Origin of the sequence: Maribacter orientalis (genome assembly GCF_900109345.1) — a bacterium.
GTDB classification, from domain to species: domain Bacteria; phylum Bacteroidota; class Bacteroidia; order Flavobacteriales; family Flavobacteriaceae; genus Maribacter; species Maribacter orientalis.
The window spans coordinates 271,528-294,779 of sequence record NZ_FNZN01000002.1 but is presented as its reverse complement, the minus strand read 5'-3'; the positions used below and the strand labels follow the sequence as shown (position 1 = coordinate 294,779).

Below are 23,252 nucleotides of genomic sequence, written 5' to 3'. Positions count from 1 at the left end.
AACGAAAATCACTTTAAAGAATAGGAGTATAGATTGCCACCAGTGCCATGTGAGCGTTCATCAGAAATAAGTAGTGTGTTGTCATTTAGAAAACATACAGATTCTAACTGCGTTCTTGCGCCTAAATCAATTTCCTGAAGTTTTCCTTTAGAGAAATCATTCCACGTAAATTCAGTAAACACAAAAAGTTTGCCATAACTAAGAGCTACTATTTTATCTCCTTTGGGTGAAATATCAATTGAGGTAATTTGACATATTTGCCAATCTGTACAAGGTGTAAATGATCCAACTAAAGTAGCTTCATATTTGCCGGCAGTATCTGGAACAGAATAAATATGAGCCTCTCCTTTAAATGGTTTAGATCTGTTTTTTGTTACGATATAAAGTGAATTTTCATGATGAAATAGTGCTTCGGCATCATATAAAAGTCTGTCTTCTTTAGGTGGAAATTCTTTTTGATCAGGATAATTAAATTCAATTTGTTCAGCATCTATTTTATCGCCCGGTTCAATATTTGGGTTTGGTAATTTATAAATGACCAAATTTTTACGAGCATTAGCATTGTTGCCTATGTCGGCAATGTAGAGGTTACCTGCCTGGTCCATCGCCATATCTTCCCAATCATCATTATCTCCATTTTTCACTTCTAGGGTTTTTATGATGTCACCCTTAAAATTTACCTGATAGATTTCATCCTTATTGCCGTTATCCTCAACCGCCCAAACTGTAGAATCACCATAAGTAACCAAGCCAGAGTTTTCCTTTAAGCTCCCTGGTAAGTCTGTTATTACTTTTAATTGCCCATAATTGGAGCACGATGTAAGTGTAGAAAATATGGTAAATGTGATTAATACTAGTCTATTCATCTGAATCTAATAATGGCATATATATTTCAGCTTTCCAACGTAAAGCATCTCCTCCCATATTCGGATTGTTAAAAAAGAATTCAATAGGTTTTTGGTCTACTTCAATGCCATTCTTTTCAGCATAATCTAGCAAAGTATACCACGCTCTATCTGAAGTCATGTAATTACCATTGTATACAGCTTTTAATGAATTCGTTCCTATAAATTCCTTATAAACAAGATCTTTTATGGTCGGTAAAGTATCTTTTTTAATTATTGGATAACAAAAGTTAAAAACAATACTATCGTTTTGCATATTCCAATCGGTAGTTTCTATAAAGGGAATACCGTTAAATTCAATTCCATTATTGCCAATAACCGAATTAAGAAAAGGATAGCTTTCCATCATTGCAAATGCCTTTTTATTTTGAATGGTTTTATGCTCTACACATGCACAATAGGTAGAAGGCAGCTCCTCTTTCCCAATAAATGTAACCTTGAATTCTTTAAGATGTTCATTTAAATTTTCTATAAATTCAGTAACTGTTTTTCTAGATTTTATTTCGAAATCGGTATCAGTAAAAGGAATGTATAACTTGTTTTTTAAGCTATGGTCCGCATCTTTTATATCTACCACTATATGCGATGTAGAATCTGTTACATAATTAATATTCCATTCATAAATATGGGTCGAATCACCAAAATAAATTATTTGCTCTAAATGATTCATGTCATTGACTTGTCTTAGAGAAGCTTTGGGTAATGTTTTGCTCCATGCTTTTAGTGCTTGGTTAATTACGCCTGTATTCGATTTAGCGGTTACTCTAACCTGATAGTCTTGTGGCTTAATGAAAAAATACCAGAGTAATCCAATTGAAATAATAGCTATTGCAATGGTATAACCTTTTCTCATATTTATTTAATTCTGTGCGATATTGGAGTTGTTCTTCATTTTAATTTTAGAGTTCAATAGAGCGCCTATTTGCCTCCCTTGACCAACTCCAACTTCAACTGCTGCTCTATAGTGAATACCACCGTACATTCTGCTAATGGCTGCTTCATCTGCTGCTGTATTAAATGAAGTATACTTTCTAATGGGCAGGCCGTATGGTGTTTCTGTATCATCAATAAAACTAAAATTTTCACCAAAAATACTGGTTAGGGCAGTAGCAGCGGCTCCTGATACTACGCTATGTCCACTAGTGTATTCAGGAAATGGTGGTGTTTGAAGAATAGGCTTCCAATTTTCGTCAATATGTTGATTTATTAAAGTTTCAGGTCTAATTAAATTACTTCTATACTTTTCATCCCAGCAACTAATAAATGCATCTGCGATTGCCAATGACGTTTTGGTATATGCAAAAACGGTATCGTCGAAATTGCTGTCTGTACTTCTACAGGCAATTTTGGTAATACCAATCCAATGCGCACCTGGAGTTATTTTTTTGGTAGCGAACATTAAGTGTCCCCGAGTAACAGATACATACGGGTTGCAATCCCAAAATTTGGCAATGGCCACTTCATCAGACGCATCTCCAATCGCCGTAATTTTGTTGCTAATATTATAAACCTCTAGCAGTTCTTTATAGAAGTCTGAATCTTTTTCTAATGAAAAAGGTGGCGGAGGTACAGGTTTAAATTGTGAGGCAGAATCTAATACAAATGGTCGAATTTTGCTCCAATGTGGTTCAATACCATCCATGTATGCAGGTGGTGTGGGTTGCCATCTAGAAGCTTCATCCGTGTTTACCGTAAACTTTGGCATGGTACGGGTTTGGCTATAATTATCCTTGCTCATCCATCCTTTAATATGTTCTGCGACTTTTAATCCATAAGCTTTAGAAGCTTCGAATTCAGTTTCATTTTTAGTTTTCCATACATTGAATAAACTGTCTTGCAAAACATCGAATTTATCTTCTGAGAAAATCAATTGACGACTTATATTCATATGTGCAATTAAAGCCGACAGTTGAGGATTTATTCCTGAGATAGAATCCATTTTAGGAATCGGTTTCAAGTCTGTAATTTGACCGGATAACGTTTGATAATCAGGGTTCACCTGTGCTATTATTTCATAGGCAGCAATATTGGGGTAAGCGAATATTCTACTAGCCACAGGGGGCGAGAATATATCATGAATCATTATTTCTACTATCTTATCGATAGAGTTGTGCAATTCTTCCGGAGATATTATAATAGGCTCTTCTTTCTTAGCGCAACTCGCAAGAATAAGGCCGGCCATTAATAATGTAATATACCTTTTCATACGTCTATTGTTTTAGTATTTTATATACTTGTGCCGCTTCATTGTTGAATGTTAGCAGTAAGTAATTATTGTTGTTTGATTGTATAATATTAATATTTCTGATTGATTTACCCATAAGGTCAAGACCAATTCGATTGGCTAAGGTAATATTGTTGACATCATTTATCAAAGCTCCAGGGAAAGAATCAAAACGACCGTGGTAAGGTTTTACTCCAAAATAGTTTCCAGCGGCTAAAACTTCAGTTTTAGTATCACCATCAAAATCAAATTCTAAAAAGGACATAATAGGAGCTAACTGCAATTCGAAATTAAAAGGAATAAAGGAAAATTTACCATTATCATTTCTCAAATATCCAGAACTTAAGGTATGTACTTCTTGAATTTTTGCATTAGGTAACACATCTTCACCTAAAATTTCTTCCATTGATTTTCCGGCAAAAGAAGTGTAATTAGTGAATTTTTTACGAAGTGAAACCAACTGACTCGATAGCTCTCTTAGTCCGTCAATCGGATAATTTTTACCATCTTTATATGTGCTGACGATGGTTTCGGTAGCTCCATTTTTATCAAGGTCACCATAATACATTTTCATAGGATGTTCTGAAGATGCTGAAAATTTCGTATTCAATCCCCAGTTACCTAACAAATAATCCTGGTCACCATCAGCATCGATATCGAAACTGGTAACAGCTTGCCATAATCCGTTTGCCTTATCATTTTCTAACAGATGTACTTCAGTAAATACTCCCTTGTTGTTCTGAAAAAATAGTGGAGACATCCATTCACCCACAAATAAAAGGTCTTCCCAGCCATCATTATTAAAATCTGTAACAACTGCATCTGTAATCATTCCCAAGTTTTCAAAGGGATTGTTCGCTATGGTAAAGTCTCCGTTTTTATTTTCTAATAAATAGCTGTTTGGTTTATTGCCATAATCTGCACTAATAGATTGATTACAAATTAATATATCTAAATCATTGTCATGATCATAATCTAATTTGAGAAGTACAGATGCATTTTCAAATAATTCAGGAAATTCTTTTTTAATGAAAGTGCTCTCGCTTGCTGAGTAGTAAGAGTCGGTTAAAGGTTTCATTTCATTGAAAAAATCAGCGCCACCCGTGCCAACTATCAAATCATTTTTGCCATCAGAATTAAAATCACCAATAATCGATGTGATATCTTCCTTTATACTATCGTTCTGAATTTCTGGAAAAATTTTTAATTGAAAACTTGAATCACCTTGAATAAAAATCTTAGAAGGAATGTATTTAGAGCCTCCAAAAAAGACATCTTCCTTGCCATCTTCATTTAAGTCGCCAACGCTAACGGCAGGTCCTCTGTCTGACATTTGATAAGGTATAAGCTTTTGGCGTAGATAATCGCTGTAGGCATCTTCTATGTGCTCATAATTTATTCCAAGATTATTTGGTTCTTTTTCAAAAAGAGGCTTTTGTTTTAGGTGTAAGCTATTATAGTCAAACGGTTTTGCTAGCTCTGGTTTAATAAAAAGAGTTTGGTTAGTGGTTATGTTCTTAAGTATTTGAAAGCTTTTGTCTGGCCAAATTATTTTTAAGGAATCAACGGTATTAAGGTTCCCGTAACCAAAATGTATAATAGGTTCTGAAGAAGCTTGAAAACCACGTACAGTATACATCTCTTTGAACTGTTGAATACCATTTGCAAAGGAGAAAATTTTGGTGCCGATTCCGAATTTATTTTCTTTTTTAAAGTTCAGTTTTATTTTTAACCAATTACGAGTGCTATTAGTGGTATTCTCTTGTATGATTGCTGGGCTAAATAGATTATTGGTCACGATATCTAAGTCACCGTCATTATCTAAATCTCCATAGGCTGTTGCGCCAGAGATTACAGTATCTTGAGCAATCCAAGTTTTCGACTCATCGATAAACTTAAGATTCTTAGTGCCTTTGAAAATTTTATTGCCTACAAAGCCCGATGGCATCATGGCCAATGCCTTTTGGTCTACAAGATTTGTACTATTTATTTTTTGTTTGATATTATCGTTCGATACATAATTGATGTAATCAAGGTCGTTCGGGCGTTTTGGAATACCGTTGCTAATGTAAAGATCCTGCTCGCCATCTTGATTGTAATCGCCAAATAATGCGCTCCAACTCCAATCTGTAGCGGCTATGCCACTAAGCAAAGCAGTTTCTAAAAACATGCCATTGGGTTGGTTTACATATAGCATGTTTCTGGTATACTGATTATGATAGCCAAAGGTTTGTGTTTTTAATTTTTGAATTTGAACATCATCATCACCTTCAGAAGTTTTTAAGACCATTTCGTCTTGTGCCAACATATCCAATGAAATTAAATCAGGTAGACCATCATGATTAATATCTGCCACATCACTACCCATTGAAAATCTTGAGGTATGTCCGAAATATTGTTTCAAACTTTCTTTAAATGTACCATCGCCATTATTTAGATAATAATAATCATCTTCATGAAAATCATTGCCAATGTATAAATCTGGAAATCCATCTTGGTTAAAATCTGAAACAGCAATACCTAGACCATAACCATTGATGCCACCATAGATGCCAGCTTCTTCACTTACATCGGTAAATTGCCCATTATCATTACGAAGTAATTTGTCGCCGGTTTCATAGCTTCTTTTGAAGCGAACTTCTGCGTTGCCATAAGAGTCTTGGGTATGTACAGCATGATTAAGTAAATACATATCTAGATCACCATCTAAATCATAATCTAAGAATGCTGCCGATGAACTATACGATTCATAATCTAAGCCGTATTCGGCAGAACTTTCTTTAAAAGTGGCATTACCTTGATTTATAAAAAGTTCATTGTGGCCATTAAACCCGTTTAGACCTACCACGGCACAAACATAAATATCTAAAAGACCATCTCCGTTTACGTCACCCATTATAGTACCTGTGTTCCACGAGCTATTTCCTTCAACACCAGCTTTAATAGATATATCTTCAAACTTGAGATTTCCTTTGTTGAGGTATAATTTGTTTTTTACTTGATTTCCTGAAAAGTAAATGTCTGGCAAGCTATCGTTATTAATGTCACCAATGGCGACACCACCACCATTATAAAAGTATAAGTAGTCTAAAATACTAAGGTCTTTAGATTCGGTAAGGGTATTTTCGAAGCTAATGCCAGTATCACTTGGGGAGTGTTTTATAAAAAGCTCACCCGAATTTTCCTTGCAACCAATTGCAAAGACCAATAAACAAAGAATAAAAATGTTATTTTTCATTTAATCGATAAAGTTTTGGAGTGTCATTATTGATTGCTGCAATGATAAATTGATTTCCCTTTTTATCCTTAATTACTTCGATGTGTTTTACTTCGTTTCGAATGAAGAAGCCACTATCTGAATAGTTTTGCCATTCAAACCCAAGTTTGCCATCGCCAAGTAAAACATTTCCGTAGTTTGCATCTAACCTTGAGTATTGCGGTTTAAATTCAAAATTATTGCCAGCCATTACCAAGTCAAGATTACCATCTTTGTTAACATCTATACATTGAATACCGCAGATACAAGAGAATTGAACTTGCGGTGGTAAAATTTTAATAGTAAAATTACCATTGCCATCATTAATAGCAATTACTGATTCTGAGATACTAGCCTGTTTTTGTATTGTATTTTCTATAATATTTTTAGGAAAGAGTTCATCAATGGTTTTTTTTGCATATTCTGAAGCCTTTATATTCTTTTTCTTTAAGGCCAATATTTGAGAGGTCAACTCCTTTTTTTGGTGTAAAGGATAATCACCATTATTATAATTTTGTGTGGTTATCTGTTCTATAGTACCATCGTTATCAAAATCATTTACCCACATTTTCATTGGTTGGCCAGGTGCAGGTTTGTAATGTAGATTACTTCCCATGTTACCTAGTATTAAATCTTGATCACCGTCGTTATCTAAATCGTATCCTTCGACAGCTCCCCACCAACCATTAAGGCTATCGAGAGAACTCTTGGAGTCGCTAAGTCTTCTACCAGAATTCTTATAGATTTTAGGGCTGCCCCAATCGGATACCGTGACTAAATCTTTTTTGCCATCACCATCCATATCTAGCCATTTGGCGTCAGTAACCATTCCGGCATCCTTTAGGTCGTATGCTGAGCGTTCAGTAACATTGGTGAAGGTGCCATCTCCGTTATTAAGTAGAAATAAATGGTCAGGATTTATACCATAAGTGCCAACTACACTTCTTGAACCTACAAAAACATCGATGTCGCCATCGTCATCAAAATCTGAAGGCGCTATAACGGCAACATTTTTATTAGTTGTGGGTAATTTATTGGTGCTTAAAGTAAAATTTCCTTTACCGTCATTAAGATATAGACGAATGCCATAAGTGCCTTGCATGCCTATTTCATTGCCGCCAGTACCTACCATAAGATCTAAGTCTCCATCATTATCCGAATCAAAAAATGATGCAGCGGTATCTTCAAGTGGAGCTTCTGTTTCGAAATATTTTATTATAGGTTTTGATAACGTGCCGTCGCCAGAATGCAAATACAAAGCGCCAGATTGTTCTTTGCCACCACCAATAAAAATGTCATCATTGCCATCACCATTTACATCGCCTACAGTTAAACCCGGTCCTTCTTCCGCTAATGATCTAGAAATTAATCCTTCATTATCAAAATCCATATAATTGTTTTCCTTGTGGGTCAACAAGGTGTTATTTTCTATTTGATTTAAGATAGTGGGTTTGTTTTCTTTTTTAGTCTTGTAGATTTCTTCAGCTTCATTTTGAACGAAGGTTATCGATTGATTTGCTTTTACATTTGTAAGCTTTACCGTTGCATCGTTTGGCCATATAATTCTAATGGAATCTAAAGTCGTAGTCGCTCCAAGACCAATGGTCATCGGGTAATCTACAGAAGACTGAAAACCTCTTGAAGGCATTAAAGTTTGGTCGATAATGTTGTTAGGGTAATATAAACGCGCTATGGTACCTATTCCAAATCTATTCCCATCAGAACCTTCAAATTTTAATTTGATATAATTATTGCTAGATTCGGTTTCCGAATTATTTCTGTAAACGAATGTTTCCATGTTTACGTTATTGACCACTAAATCTAAATCTCCGTCATTATCTAAATCTCCATAGGCAGATCCATTAGAACGACTCGGAATTTCGAAACCCCATTGTTTATTATAGTTGCTAAAAGTGATATCTCCATTATTTCGATAAGCATAATTGGGTAAAGGAGTTACAGGCATTTTATTGATGATAGAATCTATAGATTCCTTTCTTCCTGTTAAAGCCATTTTCTGAATTATCTCATTGGCAAAGAAATCTACAAAATCCAAATCGGTTAAATCATGGTTAATGCCGTTTGTAATATAAATATCTTTTAAGCCATCATTATCCATATCGAATAACAACCCAGACCAACTCCAATCGGTTGCTTCAACACCGCTATAATATGCGATTTCAGAAAATGAACCATTGCCGTTATTTAGTTGTAAAGTGTTTTGAATATACTGCTGGTGAAAGTCTTTACTTTGCTTTAATTTGAAGACATTGTAGCCTTCGAACTCCATAACTGATTTTACGCGTTGGTCAGGTTCAGGAAGCATGTCGGTAATGAATATGTCGGTTAAGCCGTCATTGTTAATATCAGCCATATCAACACCCATAGCCGACAAACTAAGATGATTTGTCCATTTTTGAATTTCCTCGCTAAAAGTACCATCTTGGTTATTGATGTATAAATAATCCCTTTCATAAAAGTCATTGGATACGTAAATATCTGGATATAAATCGTTATTGATATCAATGACCATAACACCGAGACCAAAGCCAATTAGACTCCCATAAATACCTGCTTTTTCGCTTACATCTACGAACTTACCGTTATCGTTTCTTAATAACATGTCGCCAACACCTCTAAAAATTTTTGGTACACCTTCCCAATCTTGAGCCCTAACGTCACGTTGTTCAGCATACCCAAGACTACTTACGGGAATATTACTGTTGTTTAGAATGTAAGCATCTAAGTCACCATCCTTGTCATAATCAAAGAAAGAGGCATGTGTAGAAAATCCTGTTTCCGCCAAATTAAATTCATGCGCACGCTCGGTAAAAGTTCCATTTCCATTATTAATGAAAAGGTCATTGTCATGGTTATTGCCTTCCATGTTCCCAGCATTGCTTACATAAATGTCTAGTAGCCCGTCATTATTAATATCTGCCATAACCACACCGGTAGACCAAGGTTTGTTTCCCGCAATTCCGGCAGCTTCAGAAATATCTTCAAATTTTAAACCCCCTTTATTTAGATACAATTTATTCGGTTCCATATTTCCGGTAAGAAAAACATCAGAAAGTCCATCATTGTTAATATCGCCGATGGCAACACCACCACCATTATAAAAATTTCTGTATTTGAAAATGTTAAATTCTTTTGAATTTTGAACCTTGTTTATAAAGTTAATACCAGTCTCTTCTGAAGGTAAAAGGGTAAACAAAGTTGGTTCTGACTTTTCAATTGATTCGCTAGAATCTTTTTTAGAGTGACAAGAGTACAAAAGTGAAAAAAGTAAGCTAAAATAGGCTAGCCTAAGTAAATTCGATTTCATTCTTAAATATTTTTGAAATAACAATTCGATTTCATCGTGAATTAGGAAATGGTACATTGACAAAAGAATATTTAGAGCAATCATGCTTTTAGGATATTTCGACAATCATCACAAAAAGTGCTCTATATCTTTGATTCCTTAAAAATTTTATAAACTATCTAAGTTGAATGAATCACCCCTAAAACAGTATCTTAAAAATTAGATTGCAAGATAGCCAAATACCTATTATTTGCTAGGCTTTATTTACATAAGTCGATGTTAATATTTGTCGAAAACGTTATAGATTTTGTGGAATATTGTGAATAATCAGTTTTTCATAGCCTGAATTTAGAAGTAATGAAAATAATCCAATATATTTAGGCTTGACTAATTAACCAACAACAGACCATATGATAGGGATTTTATCTTTTATAGGCTTTACAGTTTTAGTAGCTGTTATTTCATATTTTGCAACAAGAAGTACCGATGAACAAACATCCGATGGCTATTTTCTAGGAGGAAGAAGTTTAACGGCCGGGGTTATCGCTGGGTCATTGTTGCTTACGAATTTATCTACAGAGCAAATTGTTGGTCTAAATGGTAGCGCATATACAGACGGATTATCAGTTATGGCCTGGGAAACCTTGGCCGCAATAGCAATAATCGTCGCTGCAATATTCTTATTGCCGAGATATCTTAAAGGTGGTCTTACCACAGTGCCCCAGTTTTTGGCAAAAAGATTCGATGTAGCCACAAAAACGCTTACTTCCGGATTATTTCTTACGGGTTACGTCGTGGTTTTACTCCCGGTTATTTTGTACTCTGGTTCAGTAGCTATAAGTGGTATGTTCGATGTGCCGACGCTGTTAGGTGTTTCTGATAGTACTGCGTTGGTTATTTGTATTTGGGGAATTGGAATCATAGGTTCTATTTATGCTGTTTTTGGAGGTTTAAAAGCTGTTGCAGTATCTGATTCTATTAATGCAATAGGTTTGTTAATAGGTGGATTGTTAATTCCAATATTCGGATTAATGGCTATTGGTGATGGTAGCGTTTTTACCGGACTTGAAACTTTAGTGAATACTAATCCAGAACGATTCGATTCTACTGGTAACGCTGGTCAAGAAGTTCCTTTCAGCACCATTTTCACGGGTATGATGTTGGTTCAACTTTTTTATTGGGGAACCAATCAACAAATAATACAAAGAGCTTTGGGGGCTAAAAATTTAGCTGAAGGTCAAAAAGGTTTACTCTTGGCTTCATTTTTGAAAATATTGGGTCCTTTAATTTTGGTTTTACCAGGTATGATTGCCTACCATTATTTTGATGGTAATTTAGATACAAGTGATTTGGCTTATCCAGAATTGGTGCGAGCGGTATTACCTAAACCATTAGTAGGATTTTTTGCTGCCGTTTTATTCGGGGCTATTTTAAGTTCATTTAATAGTGTTTTAAATAGTTCTGTAACGCTATTTGGTATAGATATATACAAGCAACATATAAATAAACAAGCATCGGAATCTACCGTAGTGAAATATGGAAAAATTTTCGGTATCTGTTTGGCATTAGCCGCTATGTTTATAGCTCCATTAATTGCTAATGCAGGTAGTTTGTTTAATTACTTACAGGAAATAAATGGTATATACAGTATTCCAATATTTACAATTATAGTTGTTGGGTACTTGACAAAAAGAGTACCAGCTATTGCAGCAAAAATCGGAATTTTATCAGGGTCAGTACTATATATAATCAGTCAATTTTGGCTTAAGAATAAATTTGTGGATGAGGCACTTGCCCAAGCTAATGTATCGGGAATTACTGATCCAGCTCAACTTAAATTAATAGAGGCTGAGGCATATCCTCATTATTTACATATTATGGCCATATTATTCGTAACAAACATTATAATTATGCTAATTATTGGTGCGATTAGGCCACGTAAAGAACCATTTGTGTTGGAGTATACAAATCAAGTTTCGATTACTCCTTATAAGTATGTGAATCAAGTTGGAATATTGATTTGCTGTATAGTAATAGGAATTTATGTCTATTTTGCTAAATAGGGATATTTCTATTATTCAAAGGTAAAAAGCTTAACCATATTTGTTAAACGTTTAGCTTATATTTCGACTTATCCGCAATCAAAATACCCTTCAATTATTACCAATAATTGAAGGGTATTTTGATTTTCAGATGTACCATAAGCGATTAAATACTTAAAGTAGTGTTCTTAATTTGCTAATTAATATAGATAATCTAGTTTTCTATTCGTAACAGTTTAGTTCTATGCTAAAGTTAGATTGTGAATAAGGATTTACTTTATTGTGTATTATTAATTACTATTTTAAAAATATAATCGAAGCGTGCAATGAACTCAGGTCTTATACATTTTCTGAATATTCTTTATATGATTGGCTATTATGGATTCTTTTTAAGCAAAGGTAAAGCACCAATTTTTTATCCTTTTCAAAACATTGATTTATAAAGCCATATTTTTATTTTGTTACAAATAAGATAGGAAACAAAAAAGCCTCCAATTATTGGAGGCCTTTTCGAACTTAAACAAAATTTATTCTTAATACCCTGGGTTCTGAACCAAATTAGGGTTTGCAAGCAATTGTGCTGGTGGAATTGGGAACACATTATAATCATCATTATTAATAGTGCCTTCAGCTTTAAATAACCAGTCTCTACCAAATTGACCGAAACGAATTAAATCGTTACGTCTCCAAGCTTCTTGATACAATTCTCTACCTCTTTCATCTAAAATGTCTTGAGCTGAAACAGTACCTAACAATTGTTGAGTATTACGTATCGTTCTTAAGTCATTTATCATTGAAGTAGGGTCACCACCACTTCTAAACATAGCTTCAGCTTTCATTAAGTGTGCATCTGAATATCTAAATACAATTTGATGACTTATTGAAGCATCACCGTTTCTAGCTGCATATTTTTGAACTCTAATACCTGTGGTTTCATCATTGTTGATGAAATTAACTGCACCAGAATTGTCCTTAAACTCTCTTTTGAAAGTTAAAGGAGCACCTTGTCTATCTTTTAATGGTGTTCCGTCAAGAGCATATTGTTGGTTGATAAGAAAGCCATACCCAACATTTGAACCATTAACATAGCCATTTAATTCAGCGGCATAAGGTTGGTCAGCAAAAGCAACACCTTTTGTTGGTACACCACCTCTACGCTCTTCTTGGCCATTTGCTGGTTCTTGGTTTGCATCTAATTCATTAAATTCTGAATCTCCTTCAAAAAGGTCGTAAAATTCAGCTAATGTGCTGAAACCATTCCATCCACCACCTTGTATGCTAGTGTTGTTGTAATGAAGACCCATAACTATTTTGTTAATAGTGTTAGCCTCTAAAGACCATATAGTTTCATTATCAGCATCTGGTAAGAAAAGGTCAAAGTATCCTTCTTGCAAAGCATAACCATCAGCGGTAATTGCATCAACTAAAGAAATAACTTCAGCCATATCACTTGATTGTGGTTCTCCACCAACATAAATATGTTTGTTTAAAAGAACTTTAGCTTTCAAGTATCTAGCAGCTGCTTTACTAGCTCTGCCATTTGCGACACCGCTCGCTGCTGGTGTACCAGGAGCATTAGCAATAGCTGTCTCTATGTCAGCTAGGATAAAATCAACTGCAGCCTGCCCTGTTAATACTTCGGGAATCGATGATGATGGTAACGAAGTATCTCTAAAAGGTACTTGGCCATAGTTATCTAAAATTACCCACATACTATAGGCTCTAATAAAGCTAGCATCTCCAATATTGGTAGCACTAGGATTACTTCTAGCATCTAATATTTGTGATGCTTGTAGTTGATTTCCATTCCATCTTTGGAATAGATTTACTATAAATTGGTGTTGCCCATTCCAATCATGGGTATGCATAACTCTCCATAAGCCATTATCTCCCCAATCTCCTCCACGGGTAGGAATTAAATGTTCATCTGTCGTAACTTCTTGAAGGGCAAAGTAATCTTCTTGCACAGCGTATTGTCCAGCAAGAGTACCGTATAGATTCGTAACGGTAGATGATGGATCGGCTAAGCCTTGAAAGCCATCAGAAATTATCGAATCTGTTTCTTCTATTTCTAAGTCGGTACAGGAGGTAACCCCTACCAACGATAGAATAGAAAGCGTTAAGATTTTAAAATTATTTTTCATGATATTCAATTTTTTTTTAATTAAAATGATGCGTTTATACCAAAAGTAATTGTTCTTGGTCTTGGGTATGAACCATAATCAAGTCCCCTAGATGGAACACCAGAACCTAAGTCACCTGTATTAGCAGTAACCTCTGGGTCTAAACCACTATAGTCAGTTATCAAAAATAAGTTCTGACCAGTAAGTGAGAAACGTAAAGCATCTAAAGCACCTTCACCAGATAATGGGAAGTTATACCCAACACTTGCATTTTGGAAACGTACAAAATCTCCTTTTTCTAAAAAGCGTGTTGAAGCATCAGCAGAAGCTCCAGGATTTTCACCGTTACCTATTACATTTTGAGTTACGTTTCTAGAGTTTGAAAGTGCGCCTGCATTGAAGTAAGCATTGTCTGTGTTATTGTAAACAGAAAAACCAAATTGACCTTGAAAAAATACAGAAGCATCAAAATCTTTAACTCTTAAATTTAAGCTTAAACCAGTCGTAATATCTGGTAAGGCATCTTCACCTACGAATTTTTTATCTCCAAAAGGGTCTCCTACACCGTTTCCATCAACATCTTGGTAGATTGGATTTCCAGCATTGTCAAAACCTTCAAAAACAGGTAGGTAGTATGAGTATAATGATTGTCCAGAAGCAAAACGTTGCGCGAAAGCTCCAGTTAATCCTGGACCGTTAACGGCTCCAGTATCAATTAATCCAGCAAAATCCTGAACTTCATTATTGTTATAAGCTATGTTGAAATCTGCAGAAAAAGTTGTATCATCCGATTGCACGAAATCATAAGCTAAAGCAAGTTCAACCCCTTGGTTGATAATACTTGCATCAACATTGCTGAATTGGAAAGGGTCAACAGCAGGTGACGCTGGTGGCGTTTGTAAAAGCACATCGGTTGTTTTTGTTCTATACACATCAAAACTACCGCTAAAACGATCGTTATTAAAACCAAAATCAATACCGGCGTTAATATTAAATGAAGATTCCCATTTTAAATCTGGTCTATCCGTTGCTACAATTTCAGTACCATTAGGAGTAATTTCAAGATTTTGTTGAATTGTTAAACCAGAAAAGCGTTGTCTAGCAACAAAATTTCCATATCCTAATCCATCTTGGTTACCAGTGATACCTGTACTCAATCTAAGTTTTAACGTAGAAACATTCTCGCCTACAAAATCTTCTTCATTAATTTTCCAAGCAAAAGCTCCAGAAGGGAAATAACCATATTGATTTTCTGGTCCGAATCTAGATGAACCATCAGCTCTCATGGTACCTGTAAACAAATATTTGTTGTTTAAAGTGTAGTTAAGTCTTGCGAAGAATGATTGTAACTCATCGGTATTGTCAAAAGCATCGGTGTAAACTGAAGTTACCGAACTTGATAGGCTTCTGCCTAATTCTTCTTGCGGTACTACATTAGGAAATAATCTATTGATTAAAACTCCATTAGAATTTGTAGCGTAATAGGCCTGTTGGTAAGAACCTGTTACTGAATTTTGCAAATCACTTACAGCACTTCTTAGATCAGAACCCATTGCATTAAGATCTCCTGTGTTATAGCCTCTACCTCCTGCATTGAAACCGAAAGTTTGAAAGTCTTGGTAACCAAAACCTACTAAAGCTTCTAAACTAGAATTTTCGAATTCTTTGTTGTAGTTTACAGTAGCTTCAAAAGTTTTATTATTTCTTTCTAAAACACTGTAGTTACCACGACCAACGCCTGATACACCATTTATGTTATTAATATTTTTAGAGATAACAGATGTGTTAGAAGCTTCTGCTTTATCTAAACCAGCATTTAACTTAGCTGAAATTTCTGGGGTAAAATTATACTGTACAGAACCATTTAATAAATACCTATCTGTATTAGTTAAATTCTGTGTATTGTCTAAAGCGTTTTGTGGGTTTACATTTAAACCACCCGCATTAAAACTAGAACTAGCTGGCCATGTTGGGTTTGCTGCATAGGCACCACCTAAAACATCTCCTGCTGCACCCGCTTGTGCACTGATAGGCGCTTGAGAGTCATTTATTCTAGCAACAGACATTTGAAGGCCAAGAACCAATTTGTCATCTAAAAATCGTTGATTAAAATTAATTCTACCTGTAATTCTTTCTAAGTCAGAATTTTCAACGATACCAAATTGCTTACCGTAACCAAAAGTAGCTCTTACGTTACCACTACCATAATTTTTAGAATAAGAAAGGTTTTGATTTTGAGAAGCTGTTGATCTCAATACAACTTGTTGCCAATCTGTATTTGAGCCAAAATTAACGGCATTGGCATCACCACCTACAGCTGCAACACCAGCTAAAAATTCAGGGCCATCTAGAAGGTCATAAGTATTTGCTGCAGTTGCTATACTTAATGAACTAGAGAAATCGAAAACTCCTTTACTGCTGCCTTTTCCACTTTTGGTAGTAATGATAACAACACCGTTGGCACCACGAGAACCGTAGATTGCAGTTGCAGAGGCATCTTTTAAGATACTCATGCTTTCAATATCGTTCGGGTTAATAAAGTTCAAAGGGTTTTTTACGGCACTTTGCCCAAAACCGGTTTCACCTTGTGGAGATGTATCTCCCCCACCTAATGGAACACCATCAACAACAAATAGAGGATTGTTGTTCGCACGAACAGAATTAGAACCTCTAATGTTAATTTGGATACCTGCTCCTGGCTCACCACTTGTCTCTTGTATGTTTACACCAGCAGTTTTACCTTGAATCAATTGTTCTGGCGAAGCAATATTACCTCCATTAAAATCTTTTGCTGTAACAGCTGTAACAGACCCAGTAGCATCTTTTACAGTAGTAGTACCATAACCTATGATTACTACCTCTTCAAGAGCTTCGGCATCTTCTTCTAAAGTAAAGTTTATAGAACTTCTTCCATTAATAGCTACCTCTTGAGTTTTGTAGCCAATATAACTAACAATAAGTACTGCACCATCTTGAGCGGTCAATGTGTAATTACCGTCAAAATCTGTTTGCGTACCATTTGTAGTACCCTTTTCAAGAACACTTGCTCCTGGTAAAGGTCCACTTGCATCTGAAACAGTTCCAGATACTTCTTGTGCCTGAGAAAGTCCAAAGCACAAAAATGTACTTAGCACCAACAGGCTTTTAAGGAATGTAATCTTCATAAATTGTTAATTTAAGTTGAGTTAATTTAATTTCAATTGTTAAAAATATGTAAAATGATGAGTTGATAAGAATATAGGCAAGGTTTAATTATTACGAAAACGGTTTCGTGTTGATAACTTTTAAATATTACGAGTATACAGAAAGATAACAGTCAAATTTGTAATATTGTTAAATATTGGCACTACTTACTGAGAATATACAATGTTTGTCAAATATATAAAAATTACATTTTGTATATTAACCTAATTATTTTGAACTTAATTTTGTTTTTGACTTTTAGAAAATTTTAAGTTCTTATCTTAAAATTTTAAAATAATATTACTTGAAACCAAAGATTACGTTAAAAGATATTGCTAGAGAGTTGGATGTTTCGATTTCAACTGTTTCTAAGGCTCTCAAAAACAGTGCGGAGATAAGTAAGGATACAAAGGATAAAATAAAAGCTTTTGCGAAATTCTATAATTATCGTCCTAATAATATAGCGCTTAGTCTCAAAAATAAAAGAACAAAAAATATTGGTGTTATTATTCCAGATATTGTTCATCATTTTTTTACCACAGTTTTTAGGGGAATAGAAAAATATGCAAATGAAAAAGGGTATAATGTTATCGTTTGTATTTCAGATGAATCTAACGAGAAGGAAGTCATTAACATGGAGATGTTAGCAAATGGTAGTATAGATGGTTTTATTCTTTCCTTAAGTGCAGAAACCCAATTAAAAAATGAATACACTCATTTGAAAGAGTTATTAGATCAAGGTATTCCTATTGTCCTTTTTGACCGTGTAACTTCAGAAATTGAATGTGATAAGGTTGTATTGAACGATGCAGAAATTGCTTGTGAGGCTGTTGGTCATTTTATTAAGGCAGGATCGAAAAGAATCGCATTAGTAACTACAGAGAAATATTTTAATGTAAGCGAAAATAGGCGAATAGGATATTTAGATGCTCTAAAAGTCCATAATTTTAAAGTTGACGAAAATTTGATACTGACGCTATCCCATGATATGGAAAATGATATGCTCATAACAGAATTTTTTCAAAATAATAAGGTAGATGCTGTTTTATGCGTCAATGAGATATTTGCCATTCAATGTATGAGTATCATACAGGAATTAGGTTTCAATGTGCCTAATGATATTTCGATAATCGGTTTTACTGATGGCATATTGTCAAGATTTTCCGTCCCTAGATTAAGTACAGTTGCTCAACACGGTGAATTAATGGGTGAAACAGCTGCTAAATTACTAATTGATCGTATGGAGTGGTTAGATGAAGTTGAAGAACCTTTTAAAACAGAAGTAATAAATGCCACATTAATAAAGCGAGGTTCATCAATCAATTAATACTTTTGTGATTATGGAAAAAGTGGGATTTATTTTTGATTTAGATGGTGTTATTGTAGATACGGCTAAATACCATTACTTGGCTTGGAGAAAATTAGCCAATGAATTAGGTTTTGAATTTTCAAAGGAACAAAACGAACTCTTTAAAGGGGTAAGTAGAAAAAGGTGCTTAGAAATTTTATTGGATATTGGTAAAATTAAAGCGACACAAGAGCAATTTGATACTTGGATGATAAATAAGAATATAGATTATTTGGCTTACATAGATAAGATGGATTCCAAAGAAATACTTCCTGATGTACCTAGAGTGCTTGAATATTTAAAGAAAAAAAACATCCCAATCGCGTTAGGATCTGCAAGTAAGAATGCTAGACCAATTTTAGAGAAAGTAAATTTATTATCATATTTCGATACTATTGTAGATGGCAATAGTGTAACAAAGGCAAAACCTGATCCTGAGGTATTTTTGATTGCGGCTAATAATTTAGGCGTAAATGCGAGTTCATGTGTTGTTTTTGAAGATGCCGTTGCAGGTATACAGGCGGCAAATAGCGCAAAAATGACTAGTATAGGTATTGGTGATTCTAATATACTTGATGAAGCTGACTATAATTTTAAAGATTTCACAGAAATAAGTGATAGTTTTTTGGAATCACTTCTAAACAATAATCAAAATAAATAATTTAGGCTATCTATAAATAGTTCTATTATTTTTGATTTCAATTCAACATTAAATTAATGAATCAAGATTATATAAAAGCAGATAAGTGGTGCATCATTGAGGAAGGTTTTGATAAAGAAAATGTAAAATCTTCTGAGAGCATTTTTAGTATCGGTAATGGTGCAATGGGTCAGAGAGCTAATTTTGAAGAAAGTTATTCTGGCGAAACTTTTCAAGGAAGTTATATTGCGGGAGTATATTATCCAGATAAAACCCGAGTAGGTTGGTGGAAAAACGGCTATCCGGAATATTTCGCTAAAGTATTGAACGCACCAAATTGGATTGGTATCAAAATCTATATAGACGATACAGAGTTTGATTTGGCAACATGTAAAAAGGTATCAGGCTTCAAAAGGGAGCTGAATATGAAAGAAGGTATTTATACCAGAACGTTTCAGGCGGTTTCTTCGAACAATGTTGAAATAGAAGTAAACATAAAGCGTTTTTTAAGTTTAGATATTGACGAAGTCGGCGCTATTTCCTATGCATTAAAAGTTCTAAAGGCAGATGCTAAAATTGCTTTCGAACCCTTTTTGGATAGTGGTATTACTAATGAAGATAGTAATTGGGACGATAAATTCTGGAACACTACCAAGGTCAGTACATCACACAATCGTGCTTTTATAGAAGCACACACCATGAAAACAAATTTTGAGACCTGTACATTTATGCAGGCATCTCTTAATTATAATGGTAAAGAATTACCTGGCGTACAAAGTGAAAAGACCGAGACATACGTTTCCTTAAAATTTGAACAAAAAGTAAAAGCAAATGAAACTTTGACTTTAACCAAATTTGGCGGTTATACTGTTACAAGAAATCATGTTGCAAATGAATTGGTAACTGCAGCCAATGATGCTTTAGATAAAGCTTCTTCATTAGGATTTGAAGGCTTAATGCAAACGCAAAAAGAAGCTTGGGCTTCCATTTGGGAAATGAGTGATATAGTCATTGAAGGAGATGTGAAGGCGCAGCAAGGTATTCGATTCAATATTTTTCAATTGAACCAAACCTACTTGGGTACAGATTCGAGATTAAATATTGGCCCAAAAGGATTTACCGGAGAAAAATATGGTGGTAGTACCTATTGGGATACCGAAGCATACTGTATTCCTTTTTATATGGCTACCAAAGACGATAAAGTAGCAAGAAAATTATTGAAATACCGGTATAACCATTTAGAAAAAGCCATAGCGAATGCTACCAAACTTGGGTTTTCTAATGGTGCTGCATTATACCCAATGGTAACCATGAACGGCGAAGAATGTCACAATGAGTGGGAAATCACTTTTGAGGAAATTCACAGAAATGGAGCTATTGCTTTTGCAATACATAACTATTATAGATATACAGGTGATTACAGTTATATACCCGAAATGGGATTAGAGGTGTTAATTGGGATTTCTAGATTTTGGCATCAACGGGTAAACTTTTCTAAAGACAAGAATAAGTACGTAATGTTAGGTGTTACCGGACCAAATGAATATGAGAATAATGTACACAATAATTGGTATACAAATTACTTGGCCAAATGGTGTATTAATTATACGTTGACCCAATTGACAAAGGTTAAGAATGGCTATCCTGATGATTACCATAGAATTATGGGGAAGACAAAACTTACGGATAGGGAATGTGATAAATGGAGGAATGTTGCTGACAATATGTATTTTCCATATTCGAAGGAATTTGGCGTGTTTTTACAACAAGACGGATTTTTAGATAAAGATTTGGTCAAGGTTGATGAATTACCAAAAACAGATAGGCCTATCAATCAAAAATGGAGTTGGGATAGAATTTTAAGATCTCCTTATATAAAACAAGCAGATGTTTTGCAGGGTTTTTACTTTTTTGAGGAAGACTTTTCATTAGAAGACCTTGAAAAACATTTTGATTTTTACGAACCGTTCACAGTTCATGAATCTTCTTTGTCACCTTGTGTGCATAGTATTCAAGCTGCCAAATTAGGTAGAATGGAACAAGCGTATAATTTCTATTTGAGAACATCGAGGTTAGATTTAGATGACTACAATAAAGAAGTAGAAGAAGGTCTGCATATTACCTCAATGGCTGGTACTTGGATGAGTATTGTTGAAGGTTTTGGTGGTATGCGTGTAATTGATGACAAACTATCATTTAAGCCTCAGATACCGAATCAGTGGAAAGCATATTCATTTAAGGTGAATTTCCGTAATCGTATTATTAAAGTGACTGTTACGGCTAAAACCGCATCATTCGAATTGTCAGGTTCTAAAGAAGTATCAATCCGGGTGAATGGCAAGAAAGTAGAGTTGTTTCCAGATGAGATAGTTACTGTATAATTGTGAAGAAATTATCTAACATAAATATTTGAATACCAAATTAGGCGAATGAATAAGAAGATTGTTATTTATCAAGTGTTCACTAGACTTTTTGGAAATACCAATACCAACAATAAACCTTGGGGTACTATTGAAGAAAACGGGGTTGGTAAATTTTCCGATTTCACAAAAAAGGCATTAAACGAAATTAAGGATTTAGGAATAACGCATATTTGGTATACTGGTATTCCGCATCATGCAGTAATAAATGATTATACCGAATATGGTATTTCTAATGACGATCCAAATGTAGTAAAGGGCAGGGCAGGTTCGCCTTACGCGGTTAAAGATTACTATAATGTAAATCCTGATTTAGCAATTGATCCGAAGAATAGACTGAAAGAGTTTAAGGCTTTGATTACACGTACCCATCAGGCCGGCATGAAAGTCATTATAGATATTGTACCCAATCACGTTGCAAGACGATATGAAGGAAGGACCAACCCAAAAGGAGTGTCTGATTTTGGTTTTGGTGACGATACATCTATGGAATACCAAAAAGATAACAATTACTATTATATACCGGGAACGGAATTTCAAACTCCTGAATGGAGAGATGGTTATTTGCCTTTAGGTGGTAACCCTATAAATTTACCGGATTCGAAATTGATTGAAGTGCCAGCAAAATGGACAGGTAATGGTTCACGAAGTCCGCAGCCTGATATGAACGATTGGTACGAGACCGTTCGTATTAATTATGGGGTTAGACCAGATGGTGGATTAGATTTTGACATGCTTCCTAATGACTTCGGTGAACGCGATTACAAAGAACATTACAACTATTGGAAGAATAAAGTGGTGCCTAGCTCTTGGAGAAAATTTAGGGATGTAGCCTTGTATTGGTTGAAAATGGGTGTTGATGGTTTTAGATACGACATGGCCGAAATGGTCCCTGTAGAATTTTGGAGCTTTATGAATTCATCTATAAAAATGGAAAATCCTGATGCCTTTATTATGGCCGAGGTATACAATCCAGATTTATATAGAACCTACATTCATAAGGGTAAAATGGACTATTTATATGATAAGGTTGATTTCTATGATGGATTGAAACATATTATGAAAGGCTATGGTTGGTCAGACCATATACCAGTGGTACAAAATGGATTACAAGATATTGAGCATAACATGCTACATTTTCTAGAGAACCATGATGAACAGCGAATTTCCAGTCCTGAATTCGTTGGCAACCCAGAAATAGGGAAACCCGCAATGGTAGTTTCGGCTACCATAAGTACCTCACCAACTATGATTTATTTCGGACAAGAAGTAGGTGAGCCAGCGGCAGAGAATGCAGGTTTTGGAAGTGCTTCACGAACTTCTATATTTGACTATGTTGGCGTGCCTAATCATCAACGTTGGGTGAATGACAAGAAATTTGACGGTGGGCAATTAAAACCAGAAGAAGTAGCATTACGCGATTTTTATAAAAGACTTTTAAATTTCACAATCACTAGTGAAGCGTTGATTGGCGCCTATCGAGAAATACATTTTTACAATAAAGAAATTACAGAGAATTATAATCATAGGGTTTTATCATATGTACGGTGGTCAGAGAATCAAAAATTAATTATAGTCTCTAATTTTGATACAAATGTTCATTGCTCGTTTGACTTGAAAATTCCTGTAGATATTATTAATCAATGGCAATTGAACCAAGGTACTTATAAGTTGAAAGATGTACTTTATGATCATACAAATTCACTAAAAATTGAGAACGGTGAAGGTCATATATCAATCGAGCTAAATCCGTTAGAATCCTTTATTTTTGAATTAAAATCTTAAATACATGTTTAGTAGAATA

General features: G+C 34.7%; 12 protein-coding genes. 5 read left to right on the top strand and 7 right to left on the bottom strand.

The features are described 5' to 3' along the window. Positions 1 to 8 precede the first annotated feature (8 nt). From BMY56_RS04900 to BMY56_RS04880, 5 genes are read right to left on the bottom strand one after another with little or no spacing between them, the layout of a single operon-like run. Complete coding sequence (locus BMY56_RS04900; RefSeq protein ID WP_091620714.1) at positions 9 to 866, bottom strand: hypothetical protein; 858 nt, start codon at positions 864 to 866, stop codon at positions 9 to 11. Further along, positions 859 to 1,758 (bottom strand): GyrI-like domain-containing protein, encoded by a 900-nt coding sequence (locus BMY56_RS04895; RefSeq protein ID WP_091620711.1) that lies wholly within the window; start codon positions 1,756 to 1,758, stop codon positions 859 to 861. Before BMY56_RS04895 ends, BMY56_RS04900 begins: the two co-directional genes overlap by 8 nt. A gap of 6 nt (positions 1,759 to 1,764) precedes the next feature. Further along, complete coding sequence (locus BMY56_RS04890) at positions 1,765 to 3,111, bottom strand: vanadium-dependent haloperoxidase (RefSeq protein ID WP_091620708.1); 1,347 nt, start codon at positions 3,109 to 3,111, stop codon at positions 1,765 to 1,767. Positions 3,112 to 3,115: 4 nt separating this feature from the next. Next, a complete protein-coding gene (locus tag BMY56_RS04885) occupies positions 3,116 to 6,367 on the bottom strand; it encodes a VCBS repeat-containing protein (protein ID WP_091620705.1) in 3,252 nt (1,083 codons plus the stop codon). Next, entirely contained in the window at positions 6,357 to 9,713 is a 3,357-nt protein-coding gene (locus BMY56_RS04880) for a VCBS repeat-containing protein (protein ID WP_091621803.1), read from the bottom strand. Before BMY56_RS04880 ends, BMY56_RS04885 begins: the two co-directional genes overlap by 11 nt. 389 nt (positions 9,714 to 10,102) lie before the next feature. Between BMY56_RS04880 and BMY56_RS04875 the strand changes: the two genes are divergently transcribed. Then, positions 10,103 to 11,755, top strand: a complete 1,653-nt coding sequence (locus tag BMY56_RS04875; RefSeq protein ID WP_091620702.1) for a solute:sodium symporter family transporter — start codon at positions 10,103 to 10,105, stop codon at positions 11,753 to 11,755. 512 nt (positions 11,756 to 12,267) lie between these two features. Here the strand turns inward: BMY56_RS04875 and BMY56_RS04870 are convergent. Together BMY56_RS04870 and BMY56_RS04865 are read right to left on the bottom strand one after the other, a co-directional pair. Then, positions 12,268 to 13,878 carry a RagB/SusD family nutrient uptake outer membrane protein gene (locus tag BMY56_RS04870; RefSeq protein ID WP_091620700.1) on the bottom strand — a complete coding sequence of 537 codons (1,611 nt, stop codon included), beginning with the start codon at positions 13,876 to 13,878 and terminating at the stop codon, positions 12,268 to 12,270. Positions 13,879 to 13,898: 20 nt separating this feature from the next. Next, positions 13,899 to 17,021 carry a SusC/RagA family TonB-linked outer membrane protein gene (locus BMY56_RS04865; RefSeq protein ID WP_091620697.1) on the bottom strand — a complete coding sequence of 1,041 codons (3,123 nt, stop codon included), beginning with the start codon at positions 17,019 to 17,021 and terminating at the stop codon, positions 13,899 to 13,901. A gap of 323 nt (positions 17,022 to 17,344) precedes the next feature. Here BMY56_RS04865 and BMY56_RS04860 point away from each other — a divergent pair, with 323 nt between their 5' ends. The 4 genes from BMY56_RS04860 to BMY56_RS04845 are packed head-to-tail and all read left to right on the top strand — an operon-like array spanning position 17,345 to position 23,233. Next, positions 17,345 to 18,367, top strand: coding sequence for a LacI family DNA-binding transcriptional regulator (locus tag BMY56_RS04860; RefSeq protein ID WP_091620694.1), 1,023 nt, complete (start codon positions 17,345 to 17,347; stop codon positions 18,365 to 18,367). Between the two features lie 13 nt (positions 18,368 to 18,380). After that, positions 18,381 to 19,049 carry a beta-phosphoglucomutase gene (pgmB, locus tag BMY56_RS04855; protein ID WP_091620691.1) on the top strand — a complete coding sequence of 223 codons (669 nt, stop codon included), beginning with the start codon at positions 18,381 to 18,383 and terminating at the stop codon, positions 19,047 to 19,049. 56 nt (positions 19,050 to 19,105) lie between these two features. Next, positions 19,106 to 21,409, top strand: a complete 2,304-nt coding sequence (locus tag BMY56_RS04850; RefSeq protein ID WP_091620688.1) for a glycoside hydrolase family 65 protein — start codon at positions 19,106 to 19,108, stop codon at positions 21,407 to 21,409. Positions 21,410 to 21,457: 48 nt separating this feature from the next. Beyond that, positions 21,458 to 23,233, top strand: a complete 1,776-nt coding sequence (locus BMY56_RS04845; RefSeq protein WP_091620684.1) for an alpha-amylase family glycosyl hydrolase — start codon at positions 21,458 to 21,460, stop codon at positions 23,231 to 23,233. Positions 23,234 to 23,252: the final 19 nt, after the last annotated feature.